General features: G+C 41.8%; 23 protein-coding genes and 1 riboswitch. Of the genes, 5 read left to right on the top strand and 18 right to left on the bottom strand.

Going from position 1 to position 26,413, the window contains the following annotated elements; genetic code table 11:
• Nucleotides 1–75 precede the first annotated feature (75 nt).
• Together IPZ59_RS08925 and trxA are read right to left on the bottom strand one after the other, a co-directional pair.
• Nucleotides 76–1,497: an MBL fold metallo-hydrolase gene (locus IPZ59_RS08925; RefSeq protein ID WP_236139512.1), complete on the bottom strand. Its 1,422-nt coding sequence runs from the start codon at nucleotides 1,495–1,497 to the stop codon at nucleotides 76–78.
• 88 nt (nucleotides 1,498–1,585) lie between these two features.
• Entirely contained in the window at nucleotides 1,586–1,906 is a 321-nt protein-coding gene (gene trxA, locus IPZ59_RS08920; protein ID WP_236139511.1) for a thioredoxin, read from the bottom strand.
• Between the two features lie 151 nt (nucleotides 1,907–2,057).
• On the opposite strand from trxA, the gene IPZ59_RS08915 reads away from it, so the two are divergent.
• The gene (locus IPZ59_RS08915) at nucleotides 2,058–5,039 is read left to right on the top strand and encodes a glycosyltransferase family 117 protein (protein WP_236139510.1); all 2,982 of its coding nucleotides are present in this window, start codon (nucleotides 2,058–2,060) and stop codon (nucleotides 5,037–5,039) included.
• Nucleotides 5,040–5,094: 55 nt separating this feature from the next.
• Here IPZ59_RS08915 and IPZ59_RS08910 read toward each other — a convergent pair whose 3' ends face one another.
• Nucleotides 5,095–5,874 carry a class I SAM-dependent methyltransferase gene (locus tag IPZ59_RS08910; protein WP_236139509.1) on the bottom strand — a complete coding sequence of 260 codons (780 nt, stop codon included), beginning with the start codon at nucleotides 5,872–5,874 and terminating at the stop codon, nucleotides 5,095–5,097.
• Between the two features lie 371 nt (nucleotides 5,875–6,245).
• Here IPZ59_RS08910 and IPZ59_RS08905 point away from each other — a divergent pair, with 371 nt between their 5' ends.
• Nucleotides 6,246–7,496 (top strand): GWxTD domain-containing protein, encoded by a 1,251-nt coding sequence (locus tag IPZ59_RS08905; RefSeq protein WP_236139508.1) that lies wholly within the window; start codon nucleotides 6,246–6,248, stop codon nucleotides 7,494–7,496.
• Nucleotides 7,469–8,242 carry a 23S rRNA (guanosine(2251)-2'-O)-methyltransferase RlmB gene (gene rlmB / locus IPZ59_RS08900; RefSeq protein ID WP_236139507.1) on the top strand — a complete coding sequence of 258 codons (774 nt, stop codon included), beginning with the start codon at nucleotides 7,469–7,471 and terminating at the stop codon, nucleotides 8,240–8,242. Before IPZ59_RS08905 ends, rlmB begins: the two co-directional genes overlap by 28 nt.
• Nucleotides 8,243–8,815: 573 nt before the next feature.
• Here rlmB and IPZ59_RS08895 read toward each other — a convergent pair.
• The 3 genes from IPZ59_RS08895 to IPZ59_RS08885 are packed head-to-tail and all read right to left on the bottom strand — an operon-like array spanning nucleotide 8,816 to nucleotide 11,999.
• Entirely contained in the window at nucleotides 8,816–9,817 is a 1,002-nt protein-coding gene (locus tag IPZ59_RS08895; RefSeq protein ID WP_236139506.1) for an ABC transporter ATP-binding protein, read from the bottom strand.
• Nucleotides 9,818–9,829: 12 nt separating this feature from the next.
• The gene (locus IPZ59_RS08890) at nucleotides 9,830–10,858 is read right to left on the bottom strand and encodes an iron ABC transporter permease (RefSeq protein WP_236139505.1); all 1,029 of its coding nucleotides are present in this window, start codon (nucleotides 10,856–10,858) and stop codon (nucleotides 9,830–9,832) included.
• Nucleotides 10,851–11,999, bottom strand: a complete 1,149-nt coding sequence (locus IPZ59_RS08885; RefSeq protein ID WP_236139504.1) for an ABC transporter substrate-binding protein — start codon at nucleotides 11,997–11,999, stop codon at nucleotides 10,851–10,853. Before IPZ59_RS08885 ends, IPZ59_RS08890 begins: the two co-directional genes overlap by 8 nt.
• Nucleotides 12,000–12,113: 114 nt before the next feature.
• Nucleotides 12,114–12,325: riboswitch (cobalamin riboswitch) on the top strand.
• A 160-nt stretch (nucleotides 12,326–12,485) separates the two neighbouring features.
• On the opposite strand from IPZ59_RS08885, the gene IPZ59_RS08880 reads away from it, so the two are divergent.
• Both IPZ59_RS08880 and IPZ59_RS08875 read left to right on the top strand, forming a co-directional pair.
• Nucleotides 12,486–14,378 (top strand): TonB-dependent receptor, encoded by a 1,893-nt coding sequence (locus IPZ59_RS08880; RefSeq protein WP_236139503.1) that lies wholly within the window; start codon nucleotides 12,486–12,488, stop codon nucleotides 14,376–14,378.
• Nucleotides 14,375–15,430: a YncE family protein gene (locus tag IPZ59_RS08875; protein WP_236139502.1), complete on the top strand. Its 1,056-nt coding sequence runs from the start codon at nucleotides 14,375–14,377 to the stop codon at nucleotides 15,428–15,430. The genes IPZ59_RS08880 and IPZ59_RS08875 overlap by 4 nt, the downstream gene beginning before the upstream one ends.
• Nucleotides 15,431–15,670: 240 nt before the next feature.
• Here the strand turns inward: IPZ59_RS08875 and IPZ59_RS08870 are convergent, their stop codons facing one another.
• The 12 genes from IPZ59_RS08870 to IPZ59_RS08815 all read right to left on the bottom strand — a co-directional run bounded on the left by IPZ59_RS08870 (nucleotide 15,671) and on the right by IPZ59_RS08815 (nucleotide 26,412).
• Complete coding sequence (locus tag IPZ59_RS08870; RefSeq protein WP_236139501.1) at nucleotides 15,671–16,075, bottom strand: hypothetical protein; 405 nt, start codon at nucleotides 16,073–16,075, stop codon at nucleotides 15,671–15,673.
• 5 nt (nucleotides 16,076–16,080) lie between these two features.
• Nucleotides 16,081–16,410 carry a hypothetical protein gene (locus IPZ59_RS08865; RefSeq protein WP_236139500.1) on the bottom strand — a complete coding sequence of 110 codons (330 nt, stop codon included), beginning with the start codon at nucleotides 16,408–16,410 and terminating at the stop codon, nucleotides 16,081–16,083.
• Between the two features lie 140 nt (nucleotides 16,411–16,550).
• Entirely contained in the window at nucleotides 16,551–17,750 is a 1,200-nt protein-coding gene (locus IPZ59_RS08860; protein ID WP_236139499.1) for a phosphoglycerate kinase, read from the bottom strand.
• An 11-nt stretch (nucleotides 17,751–17,761) separates the two neighbouring features.
• The gene (locus tag IPZ59_RS08855) at nucleotides 17,762–18,763 is read right to left on the bottom strand and encodes an L-threonylcarbamoyladenylate synthase (protein ID WP_236139792.1); all 1,002 of its coding nucleotides are present in this window, start codon (nucleotides 18,761–18,763) and stop codon (nucleotides 17,762–17,764) included.
• A 2-nt stretch (nucleotides 18,764–18,765) separates the two neighbouring features.
• On the bottom strand, nucleotides 18,766–19,476 hold the full coding sequence (locus IPZ59_RS08850; protein ID WP_236139498.1) for a tetratricopeptide repeat protein: 711 nt from the start codon (nucleotides 19,474–19,476) through the stop codon (nucleotides 18,766–18,768).
• Between the two features lie 46 nt (nucleotides 19,477–19,522).
• Nucleotides 19,523–19,969: an acyl-CoA thioesterase gene (locus IPZ59_RS08845; RefSeq protein ID WP_236139497.1), complete on the bottom strand. Its 447-nt coding sequence runs from the start codon at nucleotides 19,967–19,969 to the stop codon at nucleotides 19,523–19,525.
• Between the two features lie 5 nt (nucleotides 19,970–19,974).
• A complete protein-coding gene (locus IPZ59_RS08840; protein WP_236139496.1) occupies nucleotides 19,975–20,526 on the bottom strand; it encodes an NUDIX hydrolase in 552 nt (183 codons plus the stop codon).
• Nucleotides 20,523–21,119 carry a hypothetical protein gene (locus tag IPZ59_RS08835; protein WP_236139495.1) on the bottom strand — a complete coding sequence of 199 codons (597 nt, stop codon included), beginning with the start codon at nucleotides 21,117–21,119 and terminating at the stop codon, nucleotides 20,523–20,525. Before IPZ59_RS08835 ends, IPZ59_RS08840 begins: the two co-directional genes overlap by 4 nt.
• A complete protein-coding gene (locus IPZ59_RS08830; RefSeq protein ID WP_236139494.1) occupies nucleotides 21,119–23,029 on the bottom strand; it encodes a RecQ family ATP-dependent DNA helicase in 1,911 nt (636 codons plus the stop codon). Before IPZ59_RS08830 ends, IPZ59_RS08835 begins: the two co-directional genes overlap by 1 nt.
• 1 nt (nucleotide 23,030) lies before the next feature.
• On the bottom strand, nucleotides 23,031–23,807 hold the full coding sequence (locus IPZ59_RS08825; protein ID WP_236139493.1) for an enoyl-CoA hydratase/isomerase family protein: 777 nt from the start codon (nucleotides 23,805–23,807) through the stop codon (nucleotides 23,031–23,033).
• A gap of 43 nt (nucleotides 23,808–23,850) precedes the next feature.
• Nucleotides 23,851–25,806 carry a ComEC/Rec2 family competence protein gene (locus tag IPZ59_RS08820; RefSeq protein WP_236139492.1) on the bottom strand — a complete coding sequence of 652 codons (1,956 nt, stop codon included), beginning with the start codon at nucleotides 25,804–25,806 and terminating at the stop codon, nucleotides 23,851–23,853.
• 84 nt (nucleotides 25,807–25,890) lie between these two features.
• A complete protein-coding gene (locus IPZ59_RS08815; protein ID WP_236139491.1) occupies nucleotides 25,891–26,412 on the bottom strand; it encodes a DUF3575 domain-containing protein in 522 nt (173 codons plus the stop codon).
• Nucleotide 26,413 lies beyond the last annotated feature (1 nt).

Here is a 26,413-nt window from a genome sequence, read left to right as displayed (position 1 = left end):
TAAAATGGGACTGTCTTTTGGCAAAGAACAGTCCCATGGAGCATAAGAAAGCGCTCTATTTAGTTTAGTTGATTCTTACAATAAGGTAGATGGACAAACGTACTCACTGACATTGAACAAGGCAGAATCTTTAATGGAATCAAAACCTCCTTTAATATCAATCAGGTTATCATATCCTCTGGCTCTCAACGTAGACACAAAGGCCATGGAACGATAGCCACCTGCACAATGGACGTAGTAGGTTTTGTTTTTATCAACCTTCGTCATGCTATCGTTGATGTAGTCCAAAGGTGCATTGATGGAATCCAACACGTGCTCAGAAGTATGTTCACTTGCTTTTCTTACATCCAAGATATTAACAGCACCTTCTTTATCAATGATATTAGAAAGCTCTTCAGCAGATACCGATACAATGGTGTCTACTTCTCTACCATCGGCCTTCCAAGATTCAAAGCCACCTTTTAAATATCCGATGCAATAATCGTATCCTACACGTGCTAATCGGGTAATGATTTCTTCTTCTCTACCTTCATCAGCGACTATTAGGATTTCTTGTTTCACATCCGGAACCAAAGTACCTACCCATACTGCAAAACTTCCATCGATTCCTATGTTGACAGAATTTGGAACAAAGCCTTTGGCAAATACCTGGGCATCTCTCGTATCCAATACAATTGCACCGGTTTCATTGGCCGCAGCCTCAAAAGCTGCTGGACTCAATGGATTAAAGCCTCTATTCAATACCTCATCAATTGAATCATATCCTTGGATATTCATCATTACATTTTGAGGGAAATAGGCAGGAGGTGGAGTCAATCCAGTGATAACTTCTTTGATAAACTCTTCTTTGGTCATTTCCTGCAAGGCATAATTGGTTTTCTTCTGATTGCCTAAGGTGTCGGAAGTCTCTTTGCTCATTTTCTTACCACAAGCTGACCCGGCACCATGTGCTGGATAGACAATGATATCATCTGCCAAAGGCATGATTTTATTTCTTAAAGAATCATATAAATGAGCTGCCAATTTATCCTGAGTCAAATCAGCAATTACTTTCTGCGCTAAGTCAGGACGTCCTACATCACCGATGAATAAGGTGTCACCTGTGAAGATCGCCTCTTCTTTTCCTTCTTCATTGATCAACAAGAAGCAAGAACTTTCCATGGTGTGTCCTGGAGTATGCATTACTTTGATTTTGATATCGCCCAATTCAAAGATTTGATTATCCTCAGCGATGATCGCATCAAAGCCCATCTGCATTCCAGTAGGACCAAAAACGATAGAAGCTCCAGATTTTGCAGCCAAATCTTTGTGACCGGACACGAAATCAGCATGGAAGTGGGTTTCAAAAACGTATTTGATTTTTGCACCGTTCGCCTCAGCCTTATCCAAGTAAGGTTGTACTTCTCTTAAAGGATCAATGATAGCTGCTTCGCCATTTGATTCAATGTAATAAGCTCCTTGAGCTAAGCATCCAGTGTAAATTTGTTCTAAAATCATAATGCTATTTATTTGTTTTTCAGGTTATTGATGATGTAAATGTAACACAAAGAGTATTTGTTAAAAATGACTTTTGTCACATTTCAATTTATGCCTTAACGGCGGTATTTTCTTCTACAACTTTTACCAATTGATGGGCAGGCACTACTCCCGACTGTCTCCACAAAACTTTTCCATTTTGAAATAAGATCAAGGTAGGCACTCCTCTTACTTGATATGTGCTTGCAGCGTAGGGGTTTTTGTCAACATCTACTTTTACAATCTTAACACGCTCTCCCAATTGGCGGGCGGTATCTTGAAGAATTGGCTGCATCATTTGGCAAGGACCACACCAGGTAGCAAAAAAATCCACCAAAACTGGTTGGTCTGAGTTGATTAAATCATTAAAGGTCATTGGTTTTGTGCTCATGGTCTTCGTTTTTTAAATTTGATACAACAAAGATAGGTCCATGCTCGTAGCTCAATCAGTAATCTTTATCACAAATCCTTAAAAGCTGTTAAAAGTCATTTAATTATAGATTAATTCCTTATTTTCGCCCGACATAACTATTTCCAAACACATGCTTGAATATAAAAAGGTCAATAATCTGACCGGTTGGCTGGTATTTTTAATAGCTACCACGGTATATATCCTAACGGTGGAAGAAACTGCTAGTTTCTGGGATCCAGGAGAATTCATTGCTGTATCTTATAAGTTGCAAGTGCCGCATCCTCCGGGTGCCCCCTTCTTTTTGTTGGTTTATAGAATGTTTGCATTCCTAGCCATGGGCAATGAGTTGTCAGTTGCTTATTGGATGAATATCGGGTCCGCCTTATTTTCAGGGTTTACCATTTTATTCTTGTTTTGGACCATCACTCTTTTTGGTAGAAAAATCTTCCAAATCAAATCAGGCGAAGAAAGCAAAGGGCAAATTCTAAGTTTAATGGGTGCAGGAATAGTAGGTTCTTTGGCCTACACCTTCTCCGATAGCTTCTGGTTTTCTGCCGTGGAGGCAGAAGTATATGCCATGTCTTCTTTTTTTACAGCCATCGTAATTTGGGCATTCTTAAAATGGGACACTTTAACTGATCCAAGAGAAGAAAACAAGTGGTTGATTTTCATAGCTTATCTCGTAGGTCTTTCCATTGGCGTACACTTACTGAACTTGGTTACCTTACCGGCGTTGGCACTTATTTATTATTTCAAAAAATACCCAAATCCAAACATCAAAGGAGCTATCATTGCCTTGGTTTTGGGTGGAGTAGCTTTGATCATTATCAACAATATCGTAATTCCTGGCTTGCCTAGCATCGCAGGTTCAATGGAAATCTTTTTTGTCAATAGCATTGGCTTACCGTTTGGTTCAGGCATTGTTGTTTTCTCAGCACTCTTTATTGGAGGTTTAGTTTATGGAATCTTCTACTCTATCAAACACCAAAAAGTAGTCCTCAACACAGTTTTACTTTCGCTGACTTTTATCCTGATTGGGTATGGTTCGTATGCCTTGATCATCATCCGAGCCAACCAAAATCCAGTCATCAATGAAAATGATCCAAAAGACATCATCAGCTATATTTCGTACCTGAAGCGAGAACAGTATGGATACCGTCCTTTGCTCCACGGCCAATATTTCGATGCCGAATTAGTAGATCAGGTGGAAGGATCTCCTATTTATCTGAAAACACCCAATGGATACGAGATCGTAGACTACAATAATGTCAATAAATACGACCCTAATCGAACCACTATTCTTCCAAGAATATATTCTACCCAAGAGCGACACAAACAAATCTATCGATCCAAACTTGGGCTGAGGGAAGGGGAAAAACCAACCTTTGGGGATAACCTATATTTCATGTTTTCCCATCAGCTGGGGCACATGTACTGGCGATATTTTATGTGGAACTTCTCTGGAAGAGAAAGTGACTTTTCGGATGCTCCATGGATAGGGATCACTGATTTCTTTTCTGAAAAGTTCCCAACCTATATCAAAGAAAACAAAGCACATAATAATTACCTGATGCTTCCACTGATCTTGGGAATTATCGGTTTATTTTTCCATGCAAAAAAAGACAGTAAATCGTTTTATGTAAATGCGATGCTCTTCCTGATGATGGGGGTAGTCTTGGTACTGTATCTCAATTCCCCACCGGTGGAGCCGCGTGAACGAGACTATATCTATGTAGGTTCATTTTATGCCTTTGCCGTATGGATAGGTATCAGTGTATTGGCAATTGTTGATTTCATAGGAAGATTCAATAAAAATCTGGTGGTTTCAGCTGCATTGGCAACCGCCATTACTCTGCCCGTTCCACTGTTGATGGCTCAGCAAAACTGGGATGATCACAATAGACAGGGGCGCTACCTTTCTGTAGATTCAGCTCGTAATTTCTTGGCTTCCTGTGCCCCAAATGCGATCTTGTTCACCGGGGGTGACAATGATACGTTCCCATTATGGTATGTGCAGGAAGTGGAAGGTTTCCGTACCGATGTGCGTGTAGTCGTCCTGAGCTATTTTGATACAGACTGGTATGTAGAACAAATGACCCGTAAAGTCAATGATTCTGAGCCGTTGCCATTTTCCCTGAGTTATGAAAATTACAAAAAAGGTACAAATGATGTGCTCTATGTCTATGAACGCGAAGGATTAGACGCCATCTCGGCCCGTGAGTACCTACGCTTATTGAAAAATAATAGCGATCTTTTAAAATTAGGAACGGGAGGTCGAATGACCTACAATATGGTCCCTTCTAAAAATTTGATTTTGGATGTGGATATTGAAAAAGTGTATGAACAAGGGCTCATCCCTGAAGACCTAGAGTATTTGATGGTAGATCAGATGAACCTTCGAGTCAAAGGAAGCTACCTGACCAAAGGAAATATGATGTTGGTCGATTTGATTACAACCAACAATTGGGAAAGACCGATTTATTTCAATAATACGTCTATGGCTACCATCACCTTGGATTTAGAAGACTACGTGGTGATGGAAGGATTAACCTATCGTTTGCTACCTGTCAGAAAGCCTCAAAATATGCGGTCAGAAATGGTCAATACAGATGTAGCATATACCAATGTTATGGAAAAGTTTGCACTACGTGGTATGGATGATCCAAGCAACTATTTCGATGATGAATTCCGTAGATTCACTTCCAATCACCGTTCCGCCATCAATTCCATTGCTATTGCCTTGTTGGATGAAGATGATTTGGATAGAGCTGCCACTATCATGAAGTTTAGCTTGGAGAAAATGCCACACGAAGCCATTCCGTATGATTTGGCAAGTGGTCAGATGGTTCCCTTACTTTTCGAAGTCGGTGAGGATGATTTAGCGCTAGATATCGTAGAAAAGGTGTCTTTCCGCTCGATTGAAATGATTGATTTTTATCAGCGAACAGGAAGAGACTATGATAGAGACGCATTGATCTCCATCGAAATGTTGAAATTCTTTGTTCCACTCTTGGAAGAAAGAGGCTATACAGAGCTTGCCAGTCAGCTCAAAAAAGATCTGGAACGATTTCTGGGCCCCAGCAGTGGGGGTTCACTGATCAACCCAAGATAACACATGTTTGGTTTATCTATTGAAAAAGTCCGGCTTCAAAAGTGCCGGATTTTTTTTATGCTCTTTTATGAAGTATGTAAAAAAGATCCAACCCTTTTTCAGGGTGTTCTTCCACGAGATAATCTTCATGAGTGATATCGGTGACTGCTTGCCCTTTTTGTTGATGCAGCTTGTTGCGGTTCAATCTGTTCAGCACCTCATACGGCCAACGCAGGACTGCTGCTGGCAGCCTGTACTGTAAATTCAAAATATCAAAACGCATGATTTTATTGACCGAAATGCGATTGGCTTCATGGTAATCCCACACTTTTGCATTTCCTCCAATCCCTTTAGCTTCCACAGAATCGAATACTTTCAAACACAAATCTCTCAATTGATCGGCCGTGTATTCCCTGATATGCCAAGGGTTTCGGGATAATGTATGTCGGATATTTGGTGTAGAAATCACCGCTACCCCTCCCGGTTTCAGTACCCGGTAGATTTCTTCCAAATACAGCCGATCATTTGCTATATGCTCGATCACCTGAAAACTCACCACAGAGTCAAAAGAGTTAGCAGCCAACCCTTTAAATGGAGGAATGACTGCTTGTTGAAATTGCACAGTAGGGTACTTTTCTGTAAGGCTGTCTATCACCTCTTGGATTTTATCGATCCCCAAGTAATGCTCTACCAAAGGCATCAGTACCTCTACTCCTCTGCCTTCTCCACAACCTACTTCTAGCAAGTTGCCTTTCACCAAAGGTTTGGCAGCAATGTAGGCTTTCAATAAGCGTTGGTGAATCGGGTTATCACTACTAATTTTATCAGAAGCTATTTCGGTAGTATAGGTAGCCATCTAAAATTTGTTTATTTTGTCACAAATATGGGAATAATATTTGAGTGTGGTAAATCAGGTGAATTTCTAAACATCTATTTTACCTGTTTTCCAACATCAAATGAGTATTTAGTACTGTAATGATGTTCCATAAAAACAGTTTCAACGTACAAACGAATGAAGCTAGGTAAAAGACAAGAAAAGTGAATGAATTTAGTCCGCATTAACAGTTGAATATGAAAAACAGTCATAGTTTTGACTTAGTACCTCGGCAAAATCGGTTGATGAACTTATCGACATGTGCCAAAGTATCGTCGATGCAAACATCTGAACTCATCACTTGCATGTTCACCGTTCTATTATTCCTTGTCAGCTATTATAACCAGTAATCCATGCGAAAACATACCAATCCAAGGCTAAAAATTAATCTTTTCTTATCTCTTACACTGTTGCTGTTTGGAGCTGCCGAAAGTATGGCGCAACAAACGTTAGAAAACATCAATCAAGCATTGCGCTATTCGCGTTACTCACGGGTTTCGCCCAAAATCATCCCATTAAAGGAAGGAGACCGGCGATTCCGTCTACAGATGCCCATTGAGAAAATTGAGGAAGGAATAGAAAATGGCATTTACCAATTTGCTTATGCGGTAGTAGGAAGTTACCAAGAACCCTTAACTGCCGATAAATGGATGGAACTCCGCGATGTAGATATTATCAGAGAAACGGGGTATCATTTCTACTTTGAAAAACAGGTGGATATTCCGCAAGATCAAGAAATGGCTTTTGCCGTGTTGCGAGTAACCGATACGAGACAAGGAGATGAGTACTATTATCACACAGATTTGATCAGTCCATTTATATTTGAATATCCTGAATTTTGGGGATATTACAGCGACGGCATCCCTTTTGATCAAAACTTCTTGACGATGAAAGAGCCACTCGAGTTCAAAAGCCGTGGGACAATATCGATCCAACATTTTCACTATCCTACGCTGTTTGACATCCCTCTTCCTCCTATGGAAATTCGTCCAGCATCAGTTCCACGAGAGCTGACTGTAAATTACGAGGGAGAGTTCTTAACCAACATCCCCAAATCTTTCGATGAGCTAGGTTACTATTTCTTGCAAACCGATACAACCTCGGCAGCAGGAATGTTGATTCGATCTGTTCACGATGCCTTTCCCAAAGTCAAAGACTACGAGGAAATGGTCGATATGGTCGCCTACATCAGCACGCGAAGAGAACATGAAGCACTGAAAGAAGCAGAGGATAAAAAGCAAGCGCTGGACCTGTATTGGTTTAATTTGACCAAAGAAGAAGAAGCCTCCAGAAAAATAATTCGGGAATATTTTAAACAAATAGAATTTGCCAGCATCTTATTTACAGACTTTAAAGAAGGCTGGAAAACCGATAGAGGCATGGTATACACTGTGATGGGGCCACCCAATGAAGTACTCTTTCGGTTGAATGGAGAGATATGGTCTTATTTACCAGAGAACTCAAATTCCAAAATAACCTTTACCTTTGCACGCGTCAAAAATATTTTGACCCCCAATTATTACGTACTCAACCGCTCGAGAGCTTTACAGCCGGAGTGGTTTAAAAGCATTACACAATGGAGAAACGCACAGATGGCTTTCTAATCAATAAAGGCGAACAAGAAAAAGATTTTATATTTGGTACCCGCGCAGTCATGGAAGCAATCCATGCGCAGAAGGATATTGACAAGATTTTATTGGATAAAGATGTCAATAATGAACTGACCAAAGAATTACTGGCCTTAGCGAAAGCAGAACGCATTCCTGTTGTCAGAGTACCAGATGCTAAATTGAATAGAATCACCCGCAAAAACCATCAAGGTGTAATTGCCCATATGTCGGCTATACAGTACGCCTCTTTGGACAATGTGATTGAAACCTGTTTTTCTTCGGGCATTGCTCCCCTGATATTGGTTTTGGATAGAATCACAGATGTACGAAATTTTGGTGCCATCGCCCGTACTGCTGAATGTGCCGGTGTACACGCCATTGTCATCCCAGAAAAAGGTGCTGCACAAATCAACTCAGATGCTGTAAAAACTTCCGCAGGAGCTCTCAATCACTTACCCATCTGTCGAGTAAAGAATCTGTATTACACCGTCAAAGACCTACAAAAAATGGGCTTACAAGTTGTAGCTGTTTCTGAAAAAGGAGATAAGATGATGTATGAGGCAGACTTCAGCATTCCTACAGCGCTGATTATGGGATCGGAAGAAGACGGTATATCTCCTGAACTCATGGGCCTCAGCAATGACTTTATCAAAATTCCTATGAAAGGCAACATCGAAAGCTTAAACGTATCTGTATCTGCAGGAGTAGTGATTTACGAAGCGATTAGACAGAGGGGATAGTAAGCAGTAACTTATGAAAGGTGAACAATTGGGAATTAAAAGTGAGTAATTAGGAATGAGTGGTTCAAGTCTTTTGACTCGACTTCGGTTGGGAGGCTTGGACCATTTCTACTAAAGCCTTCAGACTTTGTAGATAGCTTGAGGTGAATGTAATCCAAACTTTTCTAAGACAATCCGTATAATCGTTCTAGCTAAGGCCGCAAAGGTAAAGCGCCACGGACGCAAAAAAAGAATAACTAAATAGTTATTCAATTAGAGGCTATCCCGATTATGGGACTATGACAAAAACTGTGTAAGTTGGTTTCACTACTTACGAAGTTAAAGTTTTACCTCGAAATTCTCTGTGTGATTTAGAAGAAATCCACGGCTAATTTGTCGTCCATCTCTACGAGACTTTTATTGTCAAGCTATTTCACGACATGTCACCCGTCTCTCGTTTCTCGTCTCTCGCCACTCTCTGCTCGCTTCCCGTCTCTTGCTTCTTGCCTCTTGCTTCTTGCCTCTTGATTCTTGCCTCTTGATTCTCGCCTCTCGCTTCTCACCTCTCGCTTCTCGCCTCTCGCCTCTCGCTTCTCACCTCAAGCCTCTACACCTATCCAACACCTCTCGTATCTCTCTAAATCCCCTCTGTTCTTTTCCTGCTTCTTTCCATAGGAAATCAGCTTCTGTAGCTTCTATCGTCACGTCAGTTGGTAATTTCAACCCATTCTTCACCAACGCATGCGCCAGCCATTGGGCTTTGACGGGATTTCCATGGATAGCAAATTCTTCGATAGGGGATTGAAGTTTTACTTTTCCTTTCGCAGCATCAAAAAACAATTCTTTCCCTGGCAACAATTGATTGATCGCACCTGAGCAAACCAAGTCTTCGGGCAAGCCTGTTCGCAAAGGATCTCCACAGGTCATCAGCCAAAATTGATCCGCCGTCTCTAGGGCAATCTCCAAATCGTGAGTCACCACCAAAATGGCCTTCTTACTTTCTTGGGCAATCTTCCGGAGCAAAAACATAATCTCAAATCGATTCACCAAATCCAGATGTGCCGTAGGTTCATCCAAAATCAAAACACCTGCATCCTGTGCAATCGCCCGGGCAATCATTACCTTTTGAAGCTGTCCATCGCTGAGTTCAGCAATCAAGGAACCACGCAAATACCCAACATGGGTCTGTGCTATGGCTTCATCGACTTTGGTTTGATCTTCCGTACTCATCTTCCCCAACCAATTGGTATGGGGAGTTCTCCCCAATCCTATCAAATCCTCCACTGTCAATTGGGCTCCACCAATTTTATCAGTCAACACTACTGCCAACTCTTTTGCCAAATCAGCTGCACGATAGGATTGAATAGGTTGGTTTTTGAGCTGTACTTCTCCTGCCAAGACAGGTAGGCTACCCATGATGGTCTTAATCAGCGTTGACTTTCCAACACCATTTGGTCCCAACAAACAGGTAAGCTCTCCAACTTTTAGATCAAAGTTTAATCCTTCTGCAATCAGCTTGGGCGTGCCATTTTTCACCTGATACCCTATACTGAGGTTTCTAGCTTGGAGTAGGAATGCTGCTTGTTTTGATGTCATGCTGGGCTTTTCTTAAAATTCTTTACTGAAGTTTCTACGCATGATCAACCAAATCACCATGGGTGCACCAATCAGAGATGTGACAGCATTGATCGGTAGGGTTTGAGCTGAACCTGGTAACTGTGCAATGGTATCGCAAATCAATAAAACTCCCATCCCAATCAGTGCTGAGGCAGGGAGCAAAATGCGATGATCAGATGTGCGAAATAGCAAACGTGCCATATGAGGCACTGCTATCCCGATAAATGCAATGGGTCCACAAAAAGCAGTAGCCGAACCAGCCAACACTCCAGTGCTCATGATCATGGCCCACCGGAGCTTGTTGACATTTACGCCCATGCTTCTGGCATAATTTTCTCCCAACAACATGGCATTATAGGACTTAAGCATTCCTAATACAGGAAGCAAGCCTAGCACTATGGCTATGGAAAAACCAGCCAACTGATTGCTTTGCGTGCTTCCCAAACTCCCCATAGACCAAATGGTAAACATTTTCAATTGTTCAGCATCTGCAAAAAAGGCCAAAACCGCAATCAGTGCCGAAACTGCTGACCCAAACATCAGTCCTACAATCAACAAGGTCATGCTATCCCGCACCTTCCAAGCTGTCAAACTCATCAACAACAATACCAATACTGCACCCGCCGAAGCTGCGATGATCGTTGCCCAAACCCCTACAGCATAGCCTGAAAAACCAATAATTGAGCCTGCTAAAACCAGCAAAGCCACACCCAAGCCCGCACCCGAACTAATCCCCAATACATAAGGACCGGCTAAGGGATTTCTGAAAAATGTCTGCATCTGTAGACCGGCAATGGAAAGCGCTGTCCCTGCCAATAATGCCGTGATTGCCTTGGGTATGCGATAGTCCATCACGATAGTCTCCCAAGAAGATTTGCTAAAACTACCTCCTAAAAGTCTACCGAAAATCTCCCCAACAGGAATAGCAACCGAACCAAAGGAAATATTGAGCACAAAGAGAATCATGCAGGCAATGCTCATACCAAGCATCAGAAGGCTATGTCGGGAATGGCTACTCATCCAATTTTTGATAGAAATACATGGTATCACCTGGGAAAAGTTCCGGATGAAAAATCATCATTAAATCTTTTACAATCAAATCCGGACGGAGATAACCCAGTTCAAAGTATTCCAGCCCTCCTGTTTCTCCTTTTTTTTGAGTGTAGGTATAAATATTCCCCTTTTTCCATGCATCAAAGGAACGGTATCTCGGTTCTGCCTCTCCCATCGCTTGTAGGTTAGGAAAGTCCGCAGCCCCTATCCAATACGCTGCCTCTTGCCCTCGATCCAAGACAACTTCATAACTCAACTGACTGCTACCGGAACCTTTTTGATCTTTGAAAAGATACGCTCCTCCGGCCTCCGCCAAAAGACGTGCCCCCCAAGAATCTGCTCCAGGCATGTACCAAATATCCTTGTACATCACCCCTGAAATTACCGTAGGTTTGGCCAGCTCTTGAGTAGTTAGTAAGGCCAAGGTTTCCTGATAATTTTGCTCGATTTCCTCAAAAACACGTACCGCATCATCCCATTTCCCCAAAAGAACACCCGTAAACTTGATCCACTCAGCCCTTCCCAAGGGATGCTGCTCTACATACTCGCCATTGATAACAGCCGGTACTCCTCCTTTTTTCAAAATTTCCAAATAACTCAAATCTTCTCCCAAGGTCGAGACCATCATCCAATCGGGAGCAATTTCCAAGATGAGTTCAATATTTGCACTTGGTGCGTTTCCCAAATCTTTTACCAAACCCTTAGCTATCCGAGCTCTCGTAGGCACCGAAGAAATTAAATCCAAATTAGGGAATCCAACCAACAAATCAGTTTCTTGCAAATAATCCAAATGAGGCACATGCGTAGTGGACGTCAAAAGAACCTCAGAAACAGGCAATTGAATCACAGCATCAAAGCTTTTGGCAGCATACGAAGTCTTACTTCCCTCTTCTAAAATCAAATACCTAAAGGATTCTTTGGCCTCTGGGAATGCCTGACTGACAGTTAACACCCAAAAATCATCTCCCTTCGCTACGCTAAATCCTTCCGCATAGGAAAGGGATAGCGATTCCAGTTCCCAATTCTGAATGGACTCCTGATTTGTACAGCCGACTAAAAGGAACAATAGCATTCCAAGGCAGAGAAAAATCACTCTTAATACATGCATAAGAAACAACGGTTGAATCTTCAAATATAGGAATCACAATCGCAAACAACACTCTTTTGAAAAAAGTGGCAAAATATTCTTCGGAAATTTTAAAAATTCAACCAGTTCATCTTATGTTTGTAGGTGAGAATTGGTTCCTGAAGCTCGGCGAGCTTCAAGGATTAAAAGGGAATCCGGTGTGAGACCGGAGCTGTCCCCGCAACTGTAACCCCATTCTGATCCGTCGGAATAGTAGTTTACCCCTCCATAGCCATTGTCCCTTCATGGGATGAGAAGGCCGGTAAACTCAGGGAAGCCAGGAGACCTGCCGTTTTCAGCATATTCAAAGCCTTCGGTGGAAAGGACAAGAAGAAAGGGTACATATATTGATGCGCTATTAAGGCTAACTATGATTTTATTCTTGGGCTTTACCCATTGAATATTTTGTCTGTTGGTATGCACACTCTTTCTACTACAAGGCTTTGAAAAAAAATTAATTGAAAAGCCTTGAAAACAGTATTCCTCATAGCAGCCTTTTGGATTTCTCTCCCGCTTCTGGGAGCGAATGCCTTGCTAGTTCAAAAACAGGACACCTTAGAATTGAATGTAGTTGAGGTAAAAAGTCCTGACTTTGAAAAATACGCAGCAGGGCAACAGCTAATCAGCATTCAAGAAAAGCACTTGCAAGATTTTCAAGGGGATGCTTTGACAGAGGTACTTCAGCGAAGAACAGGTTTGTTTTTACGGCAACAAGGTCCGGGTATGTTAGCTTCCTTGACCATGAGAGGCACTTCTACTGGGCATAACGCCGTTTTTTGGAATGGACTACCCATCAACTCCCCCTCTTTGGGTCAAGCAGACTTTTCCATTTTGCCGACGGCAGCCATTGACCGTGTGGACATTCACCTTGGAAGTTCCGGGGCGCTTTATGGCACGGACGCAATTGGAGGAGCCATTCATTTAGGTACTCGTCAAATCTTCAATCAGGGACATCGCTTGGATATAGGAAGTATCATCGGGAGTTTTGGCCGGTGGGATCAGTCACTTGCTTACAGTTATTCCAATCAAACATTTTCAACTAAAACCCGTGCGTACCGTCAATATGCACGCAACGATTTCCCCTTCAGAAATCTCTCGCGCATCCATACACCGATAGAGCGTATGCCTAATGGGGAGGTGATCCAACAAGGTTTCTTACAGGACTTGGCATGGAATCTTTCAGCCCGGCAGCAATTACATGCCGCCATTTGGTTCAATGAAGCAGACAGGCAGATCATCCCCATCATTGGATCCAACACCCAAGACCAACAGCAGGACCGGAACCTTCGGGCCATGCTGGACTACTTGCATTTTGATGGGAAGAATACATGGAATTTCAAAGCAGGAATCGTATTCGATGAACTCATTTTTAATATAGGCGCCATCAATAAAACACAGCAATATTTCCTGAGCGGTGAATGGGATAGAAACTGGAATGACAGGGTCAGTAGTAGGACAGGTTTTCGCCTGACCCAGATAGATGGACAATTAGATACCTATGAGGCGCAAGAACAGCGCTGGGAATTGTACCATTCTCACAAATTCGTTCCAAGACCAAACCTTACAATGACTGCCAATCTTCGGCAATTAATTTACGATGGAAATTGGGCTCCTTTTACTCCCAGTATCGGGGGTGAATGGAATTTCCTTCAATCCACCAATCAGCAATTATCCTTGGGCTTTGCTGTTGCCAGAAGTTTCAAAGTGCCTACACTCAACGACCGTTTTTGGAACCCCGGTGGAAACCCTGAATTATTACCAGAAGACAGCTATAATTCGGAAATAAGTCTTCAGCAGGAACTTACTTTACGTGGTTTTTTGATCAAGCAACACCTGACGATGTACCGTATGTGGGTGGACAATTGGATCATCTGGCTTCCAAGAGGAAATATATGGAGCCCCGAAAACATCCGCAATGTGATCAACTCCGGACTGGAGTATCGAGCGCAAGTGGAGAAAAAAGTTGGCGTTCATCACTGGTCTTTTACGGGTACATACAACTGGGTGCAGGCCATCAATCAAACCAACACTTCTGCCAATGATCAAAGCAAAGGAAATCAACTTCCTTACACACCTGAACATAAGGTGATGGGTACCATAGATTGGCAACGAAGTAATTGGAGTGCGTTTATTAGCTCCCATTGGGTGAGTGAGCGATTTGTCGCTACGGACAACCAACTCAGCGTGGCTCCCTATGAATTGGTAGATATCGGCATTCGCTATCAATTCAAGTTCCTCTCCAATAAAAAAATTACTGCTGGATTCCATGTCAATAATTTGATGGATAAAGAATACCATATCATGCGTTTACGGCCCATGCCCGGAAGAAATTTTCAATTTAATTGTAACATATCCCTATGAAAAAGTTTACTACACTCCTGTTGAGCCTTTGGGCTGCAATCCTGCTTATTTCTTGTAATCCTGATGGAAACGAGATTCCCTTGGGAGAATTTGAAAAAGGTGGAATTCTAATTATGAATGAAGGCGCGTTCGGCGCAAATGACGGAGAAGTTTCCTTCTATGAATTTGCACAAGAAAGTGCCCGTCCCAATATCTTCGAAGCGGCTAACAACAGACCTTTCGCTGGACTTCTCCAAGACATGGTGGAGCATAACGGACATCTCTATTTGGTAGCCAACACAGGCAAAGTCGAAGTAGTCAATGCAGGTGATTTCAAAAGTGTAGGTGCTGTGGAAGGACTTGATATCAGTAGGTCTGCAATTGTCACTAATAACAAACTGTATATCAGCGACTGGGGTCCTTATGATGCAAATTTCAATAGTCCTGAATCCTATATTGCTGTCGTTGACAATGTTAAAGGAGGTCCCATTGCTTCCAAAATACCTGTAGAAAGCCGTCCTGAAGGGCTATTTGTTGTGAATAATCAATTGTTGGTTGCTTCCGGAGCAGCAAGAAAGTTAAGTATAATCAATCTCAGTCAAAACACCGTTTCTCGCACCTTGGATATCACAGGTCGCCCATCCTTTTTCTTTGAGGCTGGAAATAACCTATATCTTTATGCGCGTGATGCATCACGTGTATATTTTCACGAAATCAATAAGAGTAACATCACCATTAGCACAACTATTACGGTAAACTTGGCCAATGCTACCCAATCTTTTGCCTTGGATTCAGAAAACTCCGTCTATATCATCACATCTACTGGTTGGCCTGATTACAATGACGCTATTGCCAAAATATCCCTGAATAATGGTGTAATTACCAATCCTGAATTCTTCAAAGGTTCTGGTTTCTATGGCATCGGCTATCGCAAAAGCGCCAAAGAAATCTACATCGGAGACAACAACGGCTTCCAAGGGAATGGCAGCGTTATCGTAGTCAACGAACTTGGCCAAGAAGTCCAAACATTTACAGCAGGTAGAGGACCTTCGGGGTTTAAGTTTAGAGAGTAAGAAAGAAGCGAGATACTAGAGATTAGATGTGTTCAACTGTGGTCTTGATTTTAGATCTAAGATTTTAGATTTTTGGATTCGTGTGCATGGAAAGCTATGCGTCAACATGGAATGAACTTTATAGTTATCCTGGAACACCCTTTCTACCATCAATATATCTATACCGATTTAGTGTCATTCGTGGACAGTTCATTTAGCGAGCGTGGCGGAAAATCGTTGCGTTCGCTGCGTGAAATTTAATCAATCGAAGATTTCTACATGGTACACATCTGTTTGATTTCGACAGATGCCTTTGACCTCAAATCCTCCTTCTTGCGGTATTTCCTCCATCAAATCAAAAACCTCACAATCCTTGGGTAACCCTTCAAAAATCAATGTAAACCGATGCACGGGCCCAAATACATGCAACCACTGTGGGAAACAGGGGATATTATCAGCACTGAGCAACTTAGACCGATCACCACCTTCTCTAGGAATCAAAAAAGTCGTAGGCCAGATTCTTAATTGCCACCACTGATGCCCTGTATGGATGACTACATGCACAATGACCTGACGCTCTACGTCAATTTGGACTTTGGCTTCTGTCAATAGCTCCTCCTCAATTTCAACTGCTGGAATAACCTGTGGATCCATTGCTTCAGCCATTTGCATCAATCATTATCTTCCCCTCGATCCCTTTCATTATAAATACGAGTTCCACATTCTATCCGATCAACTTCAATAGAAATCTCACCCGTACTTTTAGAAAAATATCTCCCTTCTTCATTTACAGAAATAGACCATAACTTCCCTTCCTCATCTCTATAGGTAAATACTCCCGTAGACTTATTTCTTCGAATATCTTCCCGAATCTCGTAAAATCGTTCGCGACCATCAGCGTCAGCCACCAAAAACACCAAGCATGGACCATCTAGTTCTTCAAACTCCTTGCAGGAATTAAAAAGAAAGGAGATTACCAAGAAAAGCATAATTTTTTTCATGAGACACAACTACCAACAAAGGCATTCAAAATAGCTTATACACACAAGTTACCAGGAAAAACTACTGATAACCTATCAAATATACGAGAAAACAAAAGCAGGTCCGTTTCCAAACCTGCTTTCGATAATTATTTTACAGATTATACCTGCAGTGCTGCCACACCTGGAAGTACTTTTCCTTCCATATGCTCCAATAAGGCACCACCACCCGTGGATACATAGGAAACCTTATCAGTGAATCCAAACTTATTGACCGCTGCGGCAGAATCACCGCCTCCGATTAAAGAGAATGCTCCTCTTTCTGTCGCTTCTGCAATAGCTTCTGCAACAGCAACTGTTCCATGTACAAAGCTAGACATCTCAAATACGCCCATTGGACCATTCCAAAGGATGGTTTTGGAGTTTTTAATGACCTCTGCAAACAAGACCCTAGTTTCAGGTCCGATATCCAAGCCCATCATATCCGCAGGAATCTCCCCTGCTTTGGCTAGTCCCTGATCATCGTCATTGGCAAAAGACTTAGAAGTCACGGTATCTACTGGGAGAATGATTTTGACACCTTTGGCCTCCGCTTTGTTCATCAGCTCAAGCACATAGTCTAATTTATCTTCCTCACACAAGGAATTGCCAATTTGGCCTCCTTTGGCTTTAGAGAACGTATAAGACATCCCTCCACCGATGATGAGATTATCGACTTTTTCCAACAAACGCTCAATAATCAAAATCTTATCGGAAATCTTTGCACCGCCCATGATCGCAGTATACGGTCTTTCTGGGTTTTCCAATACCTTATCAGCATTTTCCAACTCAGACAACATCAAATAACCAGTGGCTTTCTCTTCAAAAAACTGAGCGATAACCGCAGTAGAAGCATGTGCACGGTGAGCTGTACCAAAAGCATCATTTACATAGACATCACCTAACTTGGCTAATTTACCTGCAAATTCCTCGTTACCTTTTTCCTCTTCCTTGTAAAAACGTAAGTTTTCCAACAAAAGAACTTCTCCCGATTGCAACCCGGCAGCCAGAGCTACTGCTTCTTCACCAATGCAATCATTGGCAAACTTTACAGACTTGCCTAATAAGGCTTCCAAATTGCCAATGACATGTTTCAGAGAATACTTATCCGTCGGTCCTTCTTTGGGTCTGCCCAGATGGGACATTAATATCACAGCACCACCGTCACCCAAAATCTTTTGGATGGTAGGCAAAGCAGCACGCATCCGCGTATCATCTGTGACTTTCAAATCCGGATCCAAAGGCACATTAAAATCCACTCGAATCAATGCTTTTTTTCCTTTGAATTCAATACTGTCGACACTTCTGAATTTGTTACTCATATGGTTATTGTTTAAAAGGTTTGAATTCTTATATCCTCATCGCTATCCATAGACTCTGCCGCCGCCCGTTTGAGCCGGTCATTGATAGCTTTACCAAGACCCTCATCCGGCAAATACTCAGATAAAATTACGGAAACATTCAGGCTATCCAAAGTTCTCATGGCAGCAAATAAGTTTTTTGCAGCTTCTTCAAGACTTCCATCCAAAGAAAGTTGCACTTGCTTGCCTTCCTCCACTGTATCAAAGAACGCTCGAAAGGCCAATACAGCGAAAGGGACTTCTTTTTCTTGGTATTTTTTAATCATTGAAGATAAATTACCAATCAAAAAAGGCTTGGTAGGTGCGTAATGTGACTTCAACATGCCTGGACTCTGTGGATTAGAACTGCTATGAGCCATGACTTTTACTTTCCCGACGATGCTTTCTATCTTTTTCACTTCCAATCCCCCCAAACGGAAGACTGTTACTTCTCCATCGAGCATTCCTACAATGGTACTCTCCAAGCCAACTTCACAAGCTCCACCATCTAAAATGTAAGGGATTTTATCCCCCAATTGGTCGTTGACATGTACAGCCTTAGTGGGACTGATGTACCCAAATGGATTTGCGCTGGGCGCTGCTAAAGGAAATGGCAATTGCCGTAATAAGCGCAAGGTTAATTCATGTCTCGGAACACGGACAGCTACGGTGTCTAAGCCAGAAGTTACCAAATCTGGAACATTCTTTTTTTTAGGAAGTAGCAATGTCAAGGGTCCTGGCCAAAAACGCTCGGCTAACAACCGAAGAGATGCTGGAAACTCTTCTACAAAATCAGTTACCTTGGAAATATCCGAGGTATGAACAATTAAGGGATCAAAACTTGGCCGATTTTTGGTTTTGAAAATTTTAGTGACCGCATCTGGATCCAAAGCATTTCCAGCTAAACCATAGACAGTCTCCGTTGGCATTCCTACCAATTCCCCTGCTGCCAAAAATTCAGCAGCTAACCCAAGATCTGTCCCTATGATTGCCATCATTATTCTTTACAGAAATCGTCAATCCACGTTTGTGCATCTGCGTATCCTAAGCTTCTTGCCATTTTGAAACTGACACAGCCTTCATCTACCATATTGAATGCACTCATTTGAATTGTCCCGATCAAATAGTATGCTTCTCCATTGGAGTTATCCAAATCAACGGCACGTGTGAGTGAGTTGATAGAAGAAACCGGATCATTATTCCAAAATTCCGACTTCCCTTTATTGAACCATGCTCGGGGGTGTTCTGGATTTTCTTGGATTAAAATTTCAAAGTCAAAGATTGCATCCTCATATTCCTCCATACCCATCAACGCAACTCCTCGATTGAAATAGATATCCAACACCCCAGGCTCTAAACCATTGGCAGTATTGTAATCCATCACCGCCGCACGATACTCTCCCTTTTCAAACCAGGCATTTCCGCGGTTGTAATAAGGCTTATAACTAAGGCTATCAATTTTAATCGAACGATTAAGCGTTTCGATGGCACGATCGTATTGAGCCAATTGAATCAGCGCAATCCCTTTGGCATTTAAAGCCGAAGTAAAATCTGCCTGTTTATCTATCGCTCGATCAAAATAAGTGATGGCTTTTTGATAATCCGATTCTTCTAAATGACGAATACCTTCTTGGAATAATTCATCAGCTGATGGGCTGCAGGATGCCAACCAAATCAGACTTAACCAACATAGTAATTGCTTCTTCACGTCTCGTAAATTTCCTGCAAAGATAGTGGTTTTGCACTTGATTATCTTACTTCTGCTCCAATTTAACTCGGTATTGCTCTGGGACAGGTGTGGGTTTCATGGTCTTCATATCTACAGAGACCATCACCACAGAAGCACTCGCATAGACTACTTCTGCACCATGTTCGGTCATCCCTGCCAAGACTTGTTCCAACACAAAGGAGCTATTCCCAACATGCTTGCACCGTACAAATGCCGATACCTTATCAAAAGCATGGATAGGTTTTTTATATGAAATGTGCAGATCAGCGACAACTGTTCCTACATCCATTACATCCCAACCACATTGTTGGTACAAAAAAAGTGCTCTAGCATGCTCCAGATAACTGAAATATACCCCATTATTTACATGCATGTACCCATCTATATCTGAAAATCGAATCTGTAAGGGTACCGAAAAAGAAAAAGAGGATCTTACATCCTCCAATCCATTTACTACTAAAGGTTGATTCATGATAATTAGATCAATATTTCTGATTTACTAGTTTTTTCTAACATGCGCGTAATGGAGGCATTCCCTCCCGTCAAATCCTCTACTCGATCAAAAGGAATCCAAGCTAAGTCTTTACTTTCTTCGGAAATACTCAAGGGTTCATCAATTTCTGCTTCGATCAGAAAGCGTACATCGTAATGGAAATGCTCTGGAACATCTCCTTTTTTAGGAATGATGTGCCGATCGATATCAAAAATCCCGCTATCAACCAAACGCAAGGATGTCAATCCACTCTCTTCCATCGCCTCTTTCATGGCCACTTCTCGGAGATTCTCATTACCATCTGCATGACCACCCAGTTGCAACCATCTATTGAGTTTGCGATGTAAAGTCAACAAGGCATGTGTTCTTCGCTTATTAACAATCCAAGAAGAACCCGTAAAATGACCCTGTACGCGCTCCCGTTGGAAAGCTAAATCATCGTGGGTCAAATCAATAAAATCTTTAATGGAGGCAGCCTCCTCTTCAAATGGTGTTCGGTAGTTTTCTAGGCTTTCTCGGAGTGTCTTCCTGTTCATAGGTTGTTGGTTTCAAAGATGTGATCAATAAACTCTTCAAACGGCTTTGCCGGCTGATACAGATGATCTGAATACACAGTCACTAGGACTTTAATAAAGCTGGGTTCATTGTCAATCGTAACTTTTTCCACACTTACATTTCCATATAGCTGATCGATTTTAGCATTAAAATCTTCCGCTTGCAAGGGTGGTTTGAAATATTGCTTTTCGGTAGTTTTTACTTTTTCATTGATTTCCTCAATTTTCCGATCCAAACTTACCTGTCTATAACCCAAAGCTAACATTCGTCGACCAAAAGCAAAGAAAAGTTTAGAAAAAGTTTCAGGATTAAACGGGGGATCATACGACACCGCAAAACCGTTAGCATAAGGACTATTTAAAAAATGTACTTCAGGCTCGTTATTGATACCTGCTTTTTTGAAATGATAATTTTTACCAACTAAGTCAAAAATATAGGTAGCATCGGATGATTTCAGCCAATTTTCCAAAGCAGTCAACTCCTGGGGAGACTGAACAAAGTTTTCTTTCACCTGTAAAGGCTTTCTTTTTTTGGAAAACAACTTCCCAAAAAGATCATCTATGAATGATGCCATTAGTTTTTTAATTTATAGTGTCCACTGGGTTCCTCTACGATTAGGCCCTCATCCGACAGATCACGCAAGACTTCAAGCGTGTCTTTTTCCTTTTTCAAACCCGTAACCTCCTCCAGTGTATGCATAGAAAACCCTTTACCCTGCTGTAAAGTTTGAATTATCTTATTTTTTACCTGTACGTAATGGTCCCCTTCTTGTTTTTTCTTCTGAACGCATACATCACAAATCCCACAAGAATGATCCGATACTTCTCCAAAATAATGAGAAATCTGATTGGCTCTACAGACAGTAGTATTTCCTACATAAGCCACCAAGGCGGCCGCTTTTTCAACGGCGTTTTGTCTACGATCGGCAATCCTTTTAGTCTGCAAAGGCAATTTACCCGCATCAAAGCGCTCTGTCAAAAAGGTGACCTGGGGTTTATCTTTGCGTTGATCATAAGCTAATACACCCAATTTATCTAATTGCTGCAAGCCATGTATAAGAGCTGACTCAGAGATTTGCATAGCTTTAGCCAGCTTTTGTTCCTGAACAGACATAAACTCACCAAATAGCTCTCCACCATAGGTTCTCAATAACACTTTTATCAAAGGATCTAACTTCGCATGGGCAATCTGAAACTCATATAACCTTGCATGACTGACAGAAAATTTAATCTTTGAAGGGGCAAAAAAACTTTCATTGAGTTCTATAAAGCCCTCTTCTTGCAGGACTTTCATGGCATTGTATGTCAGTAATAATTCAAGGGAATACGTTTGGCAAAAATCCTGCACATCAAAATCAAAACTCACCATGCGCCCACTCCCGACGGCCATACGATAGTAGTTAGCCAAGCATTGGTATACTTTCCTAAGATAATCTATAGGAGGATAGGTAATTGCGGCACGGTCCTGAAGGACTTTCAAATCTTGTTCGTTGGTCAATAAGACTGCATAGGCTTTTTGCTCATCGCGACCTGCACGACCCGCTTCTTGGTAGTAATTTTCCAAGTTTTCGGGTAGATCCAAGTGGAGGACCAAGCGCACATCCGGTTTATCAATCCCCATTCCGAAGGCATTGGTAGCTACCATGACTCGGACTTTATTGGCCTTCCATTCTTGCTGCCTGCTTTCTCGAACTTCCCCGGGCAAGCCTGCATGATAAAAAGTTGCTGAAATCCCTGCTTGATTCAATAGCCCCGCCAAGTCTTTGGTTCCTTTCCGGTTGCGGGCATATATAATGGCCGTGCCTGGGACTTTTTGAAGAATCCGTATGCCTTGTTCCAGTTTGTTTTCTGCAAAACGAACGGTATAACTCAGGTTTTTGCGGGAAAATGAACGTACAAAAACCTCTGGTTCCTTTAATTCCAACCGATCGATGATGTCCTGTTTCACCTGTAGAGTGGCAGAGGCAGTGAGTGCCATGCAGGGTACTTGAGGATGCCATTGACGAATGACTGCAATCTCTAAATAGGGTGGACGGAAATCATAACCCCATTGAGAAATACAATGGGCTTCATCGATGGCAAGCAAGCAGACCTTCATCTTTTTAAATCGCTCGATAAATAACTCTGACTTGAGTCGCTCAGGGGAAACGTAGAGAAATTTGTAATTGCCGTAAATACAATTGTCTAGGACTGTATCAATTTCCCGCCTGCTCATCCCTGAATAAATAGCCGAGGCTAACACTCCTCTTTTCCGGAGATTATCCACTTGATCCTTCATCAGCGCAATCAATGGACTGACCACCACACAAATGCCCTCCATAGCAAGAGCTGGCACTTGAAAACAGATAGACTTCCCCCCACCAGTTGGCAACAATGCCAAACAATCCTTCCCATTCAAAGCGGCCATAACAATCCCCAATTGGGCCGGACGGAATTCCGAATACCCAAAAAACTGTTGAAGAATTTGATAGGCCCGCTCTTGCATCTTACCAGCTTAACTTTTCTTTATTCAAAAATGAAGCAATCCCTTTTTGACAGTCACCTGTGGCTCGTGCATGCGCATTCATTTGAGCAGCATAGTCCAGACCATCCTCCAAACTTTTCTCTTGCACAAGAGCTATCATTTCCTTGGTTAATCGCATGGATTGACCGGAATTTTGATGAATTAGCTTATAGGCATAGGTAGTCACCTTTTCTTCCAAATCATCCGCGGCTACCACCCAATTGATCAATCCCATATCTTTAGCCTCTTGTGCACTGATAAGGTCGCCATCTAAAAGCAGTTGTTTGGCTTTCCCCTCTCCGATTTTTCTCAACAAAAAAACCTTGACAATCGCAGGAATAAACCCAATTTTAACTTCTGTATAGCCAAATTTAGCATGATCTACGGCAAATGAGAAATCACAAACCGTCGCCAAACCACAACCACCTGCCAAGGCATGCCCCTGAATTTGTGCAATTACTACCTTTGGAAAGGTATAGATTTGGTAAAAAAGATCTTTTAAATTTCTGCTATCCTCCAAGTTTTCATCATAAGTATTGGATTGCAGCTGTTGCAAATAACCCAAATCAGCACCTGCACAAAAAGCAGTCCCCTCCGCTTTGATGACAACTACTTTGACCTCTTTATCTTCTGCCATGGCAGTCAATGCTTTTTTCATTTCAAAGACCATATCGGAGTTGAGAGCATTTCGCTTATCTGCCCGGTTTAAGGTGATGTACCCGATTCGATTGTGTGTGTGGGTTAATATGGGTTGGTTCATGAAGTTGATTATTTTAATTTACTGGATCTCTAAAACTAGCACTTTACTGATGAATTATCTTTGGCTGAGTTGCAATCAGGTACTTTCTAGCTCCTTTTTTGGTCCCTAAAGACTCATTGCCTGCTATGAGTTGCCATCGCGCTCCATCGTATTGCCATTGTTCCATTGCAAGATACATCAGACTATCCTTTGGAACTAAACCAAAGTCAGGAATAAGCAAAAAAGGGGTATTTCCACGATATAATAGTTCTAAAGGAAAAGATTCCTGAGCTCCTACTTGTGTTCGATAAGGGGTAACTTTGAAGCTAAGTTCGGAGTCAGCGGCCTGTTCCCAACTGTATCGCTTTCCTCCTACAAAATAATCAATCACTTCTCCCTTATTCAAGGAATAATGCACAATCCAAGGATCAGGCTGTCTTCTACTTTCAATAATATCCACGCTAATCAAAACAACACTCAATAAAATCAACATGGCAATAGCAAATTTATGGGGCTTATAACAAAGAAAAAGTATGAGAACCAGAGCAATCAAGTAAATCCAAGTAGTTGATAATTGCCAAGTCACCGTGAGCTTTGCTGCAGGCAATAGCTGTATAAGTGAGATTAAGGTATTCAACACCCGTATTAGTTGCTCCGTAATCCAAGCCAACCCATCAGCAACGCCAGGAATTCCAGAAAAGAGCATATAGGGTACACCCACGGACATAATCAAAAAAGCCCCAGGAATGGCTATCAAATTAGATAGCATAAAATAGGTAGGGAAAATCCCAAAGTAGAGAGCTGAAAGTGGAAAAGTAGCCACCTGAGCAGCCACCCCCACAGTGGTAATTTGCCAACAATAGTCTACTATTTTCGAAGATGGAAGCCATAGCGTGACAAGCAATGGTTGAATCAATAAAATTCCCACCAATGCACTGTAGGATAATTGGAAACCAACCGAATACAATAAATTTGGATCAAATAAGAGCAGTAGAAAGGCAGACAAAGCTATTGCATTGAAAATAGAGGGACTCCTGGATTTCATCTGTGCTAAGCCGATAATGGTAAACATAGTAGCTGACCGCATCACGGATGGGGACATCCCGGTCACTAATGCGTAGCACCAAATGATCAAGATAATAAAAGAGAGGTAGAATACCCGCTTTCTTATAGTTAACCGGTAAGGTTTGACCAATAGGAAGAAAAAACCATAAATGATACCTACATGCAAACCTGAGACAGCCAAAATGTGCATTGCCCCCGCAGTGGCATAAGCATCAGACACTTCTTTATCCAAGTCCTTCTTTTGTCCCAAAAGCAAGGCGTTGGCAATTTGCTTTGCTTGATGATTATCAAAGTGGGCCTCAAAAGCTTGTTGAATTCGAAATCTGAGGTTTTGGAAAAAACGTTCGATCGGTTGTTCGGATACATGACCGATGATGAAAAGCTCATCAGAAAGAAACTGTCTAAAGTGCACTCCTTGTCTCGACATGAAGCGTTGATAATCGAATTCTTGGGGATTGAGTGGTGCCTCTATCCGATCAAAACCTTGAGAAATCCAAACCAAACTCCCTGGGACCAATAAAGTATCTACTCGATGATATAGTAAAACTTCCACATCCGTGCGAATCATCGTATCCAAATAATAAATTTCTTTGGCACGAACTCGGTTAAGTTTGGAGTTAGGTTTCGTTTGTTGATGGTCGATGACCACGGCCGTATATCCCACAATCCCGTCTACTGGAAGAGAAACCTGTCTTTCTTGTAGCTGATGCCTCTGGGACTGTATCCACATGCCCAAAAGCACTAACTGCACATAGGCAAGAAAGGGGGTCAAACCTTTGTGGTGATAGATGCCTTTTACGCGGTGAATAAATATGAGCAAACAAAAACAGCCAAAAGCAATGAGCAATATCTCACCAAGCCACCCTTGGGTATTAGGAGAAAGTGATGGAGACAGGATGATTCCTCCAACAAAAAAAGGCAAGTATCGCACAAAGGGATATTCAGCAAATTTCATAGGCTCTTAGCTTGGTGAAATTTACCCAGAAAACAAAAAAGAGGGAAATAATCCCTCAATTCTAAACGATATTAAACGTTTATTTTAAAATCTTAAGCCAACTGTAAATCCAAAATTGAACTCGATTGGACTAAATCGATCACTTACTTCCTCACTAAAACCCCTAGCGATGCTAGCAAAAGGCCCAAAAGCGAATTTATCATTGAATGCCCACTTGTATCCTCCCCCTAGTCCAATTAATCCACTGTTCATATTTGTGACACCAGATGGTTCGACAAAATCTCCAAACCTGTATTTGAAGAAGGGAAATATAAACAATCTATGATCATCTTCTCCTGCAAAATAAAACTGATAAGAAAGCTGTAGTGCGGTTGTATTAAAATTACGCTCAGCATTAGTCGATCTATATGCGTAGCGGTCATTTAAGTGTAACTCCAACCCGATGGACTGATCTTTGGCAATAAATTTTTCATACCCTAATTCAACTTTTCCAAGTGCGATCAAATTAAGAAAATTCAACCGTACTTCTGATGCCGCATGATCCTGCGCATAAAGAGATTGCTGCATGAAAAACCCAGCAATCAAAACTAATAATAATTTTTTCATA

The organism is Mongoliitalea daihaiensis, assembly GCF_021596945.1.
GTDB classification, from domain to species: domain Bacteria; phylum Bacteroidota; class Bacteroidia; order Cytophagales; family Cyclobacteriaceae; genus Mongoliitalea; species Mongoliitalea daihaiensis.
This window is presented reverse-complemented; position numbering and strand designations above follow the sequence as displayed.

Coding starts and splice junctions, on each gene's coding strand:
- IPZ59_RS08925 (WP_236139512.1), bottom strand. CDS start 1,497: ATGATTTTAGAACAAATTTACACTGGATGCTTAGCTCAAGGAGCTTAT.
- trxA (WP_236139511.1), bottom strand. CDS start 1,906: ATGAGCACAAAACCAATGACCTTTAATGATTTAATCAACTCAGACCAA.
- IPZ59_RS08915 (WP_236139510.1), top strand. CDS start 2,058: ATGCTTGAATATAAAAAGGTCAATAATCTGACCGGTTGGCTGGTATTT.
- IPZ59_RS08910 (WP_236139509.1), bottom strand. CDS start 5,874: ATGGCTACCTATACTACCGAAATAGCTTCTGATAAAATTAGTAGTGAT.
- IPZ59_RS08905 (WP_236139508.1), top strand. CDS start 6,246: ATGCGAAAACATACCAATCCAAGGCTAAAAATTAATCTTTTCTTATCT.
- rlmB (WP_236139507.1), top strand. CDS start 7,469: ATGGAGAAACGCACAGATGGCTTTCTAATCAATAAAGGCGAACAAGAA.
- IPZ59_RS08895 (WP_236139506.1), bottom strand. CDS start 9,817: ATGACATCAAAACAAGCAGCATTCCTACTCCAAGCTAGAAACCTCAGT.
- IPZ59_RS08890 (WP_236139505.1), bottom strand. CDS start 10,858: ATGAGTAGCCATTCCCGACATAGCCTTCTGATGCTTGGTATGAGCATT.
- IPZ59_RS08885 (WP_236139504.1), bottom strand. CDS start 11,999: ATGCATGTATTAAGAGTGATTTTTCTCTGCCTTGGAATGCTATTGTTC.
- IPZ59_RS08875 (WP_236139502.1), top strand. CDS start 14,375: ATGAAAAAGTTTACTACACTCCTGTTGAGCCTTTGGGCTGCAATCCTG.
- IPZ59_RS08870 (WP_236139501.1), bottom strand. CDS start 16,075: ATGGCTGAAGCAATGGATCCACAGGTTATTCCAGCAGTTGAAATTGAG.
- IPZ59_RS08865 (WP_236139500.1), bottom strand. CDS start 16,410: ATGAAAAAAATTATGCTTTTCTTGGTAATCTCCTTTCTTTTTAATTCC.
- IPZ59_RS08860 (WP_236139499.1), bottom strand. CDS start 17,750: ATGAGTAACAAATTCAGAAGTGTCGACAGTATTGAATTCAAAGGAAAA.
- IPZ59_RS08855 (WP_236139792.1), bottom strand. CDS start 18,763: ATGGCAATCATAGGGACAGATCTTGGGTTAGCTGCTGAATTTTTGGCA.
- IPZ59_RS08845 (WP_236139497.1), bottom strand. CDS start 19,969: ATGAATCAACCTTTAGTAGTAAATGGATTGGAGGATGTAAGATCCTCT.
- IPZ59_RS08840 (WP_236139496.1), bottom strand. CDS start 20,526: ATGAACAGGAAGACACTCCGAGAAAGCCTAGAAAACTACCGAACACCA.
- IPZ59_RS08835 (WP_236139495.1), bottom strand. CDS start 21,119: ATGGCATCATTCATAGATGATCTTTTTGGGAAGTTGTTTTCCAAAAAA.
- IPZ59_RS08830 (WP_236139494.1), bottom strand. CDS start 23,029: ATGCAAGAGCGGGCCTATCAAATTCTTCAACAGTTTTTTGGGTATTCG.
- IPZ59_RS08825 (WP_236139493.1), bottom strand. CDS start 23,807: ATGAACCAACCCATATTAACCCACACACACAATCGAATCGGGTACATC.
- IPZ59_RS08820 (WP_236139492.1), bottom strand. CDS start 25,806: ATGAAATTTGCTGAATATCCCTTTGTGCGATACTTGCCTTTTTTTGTT.
- IPZ59_RS08815 (WP_236139491.1), bottom strand. CDS start 26,412: ATGAAAAAATTATTATTAGTTTTGATTGCTGGGTTTTTCATGCAGCAA.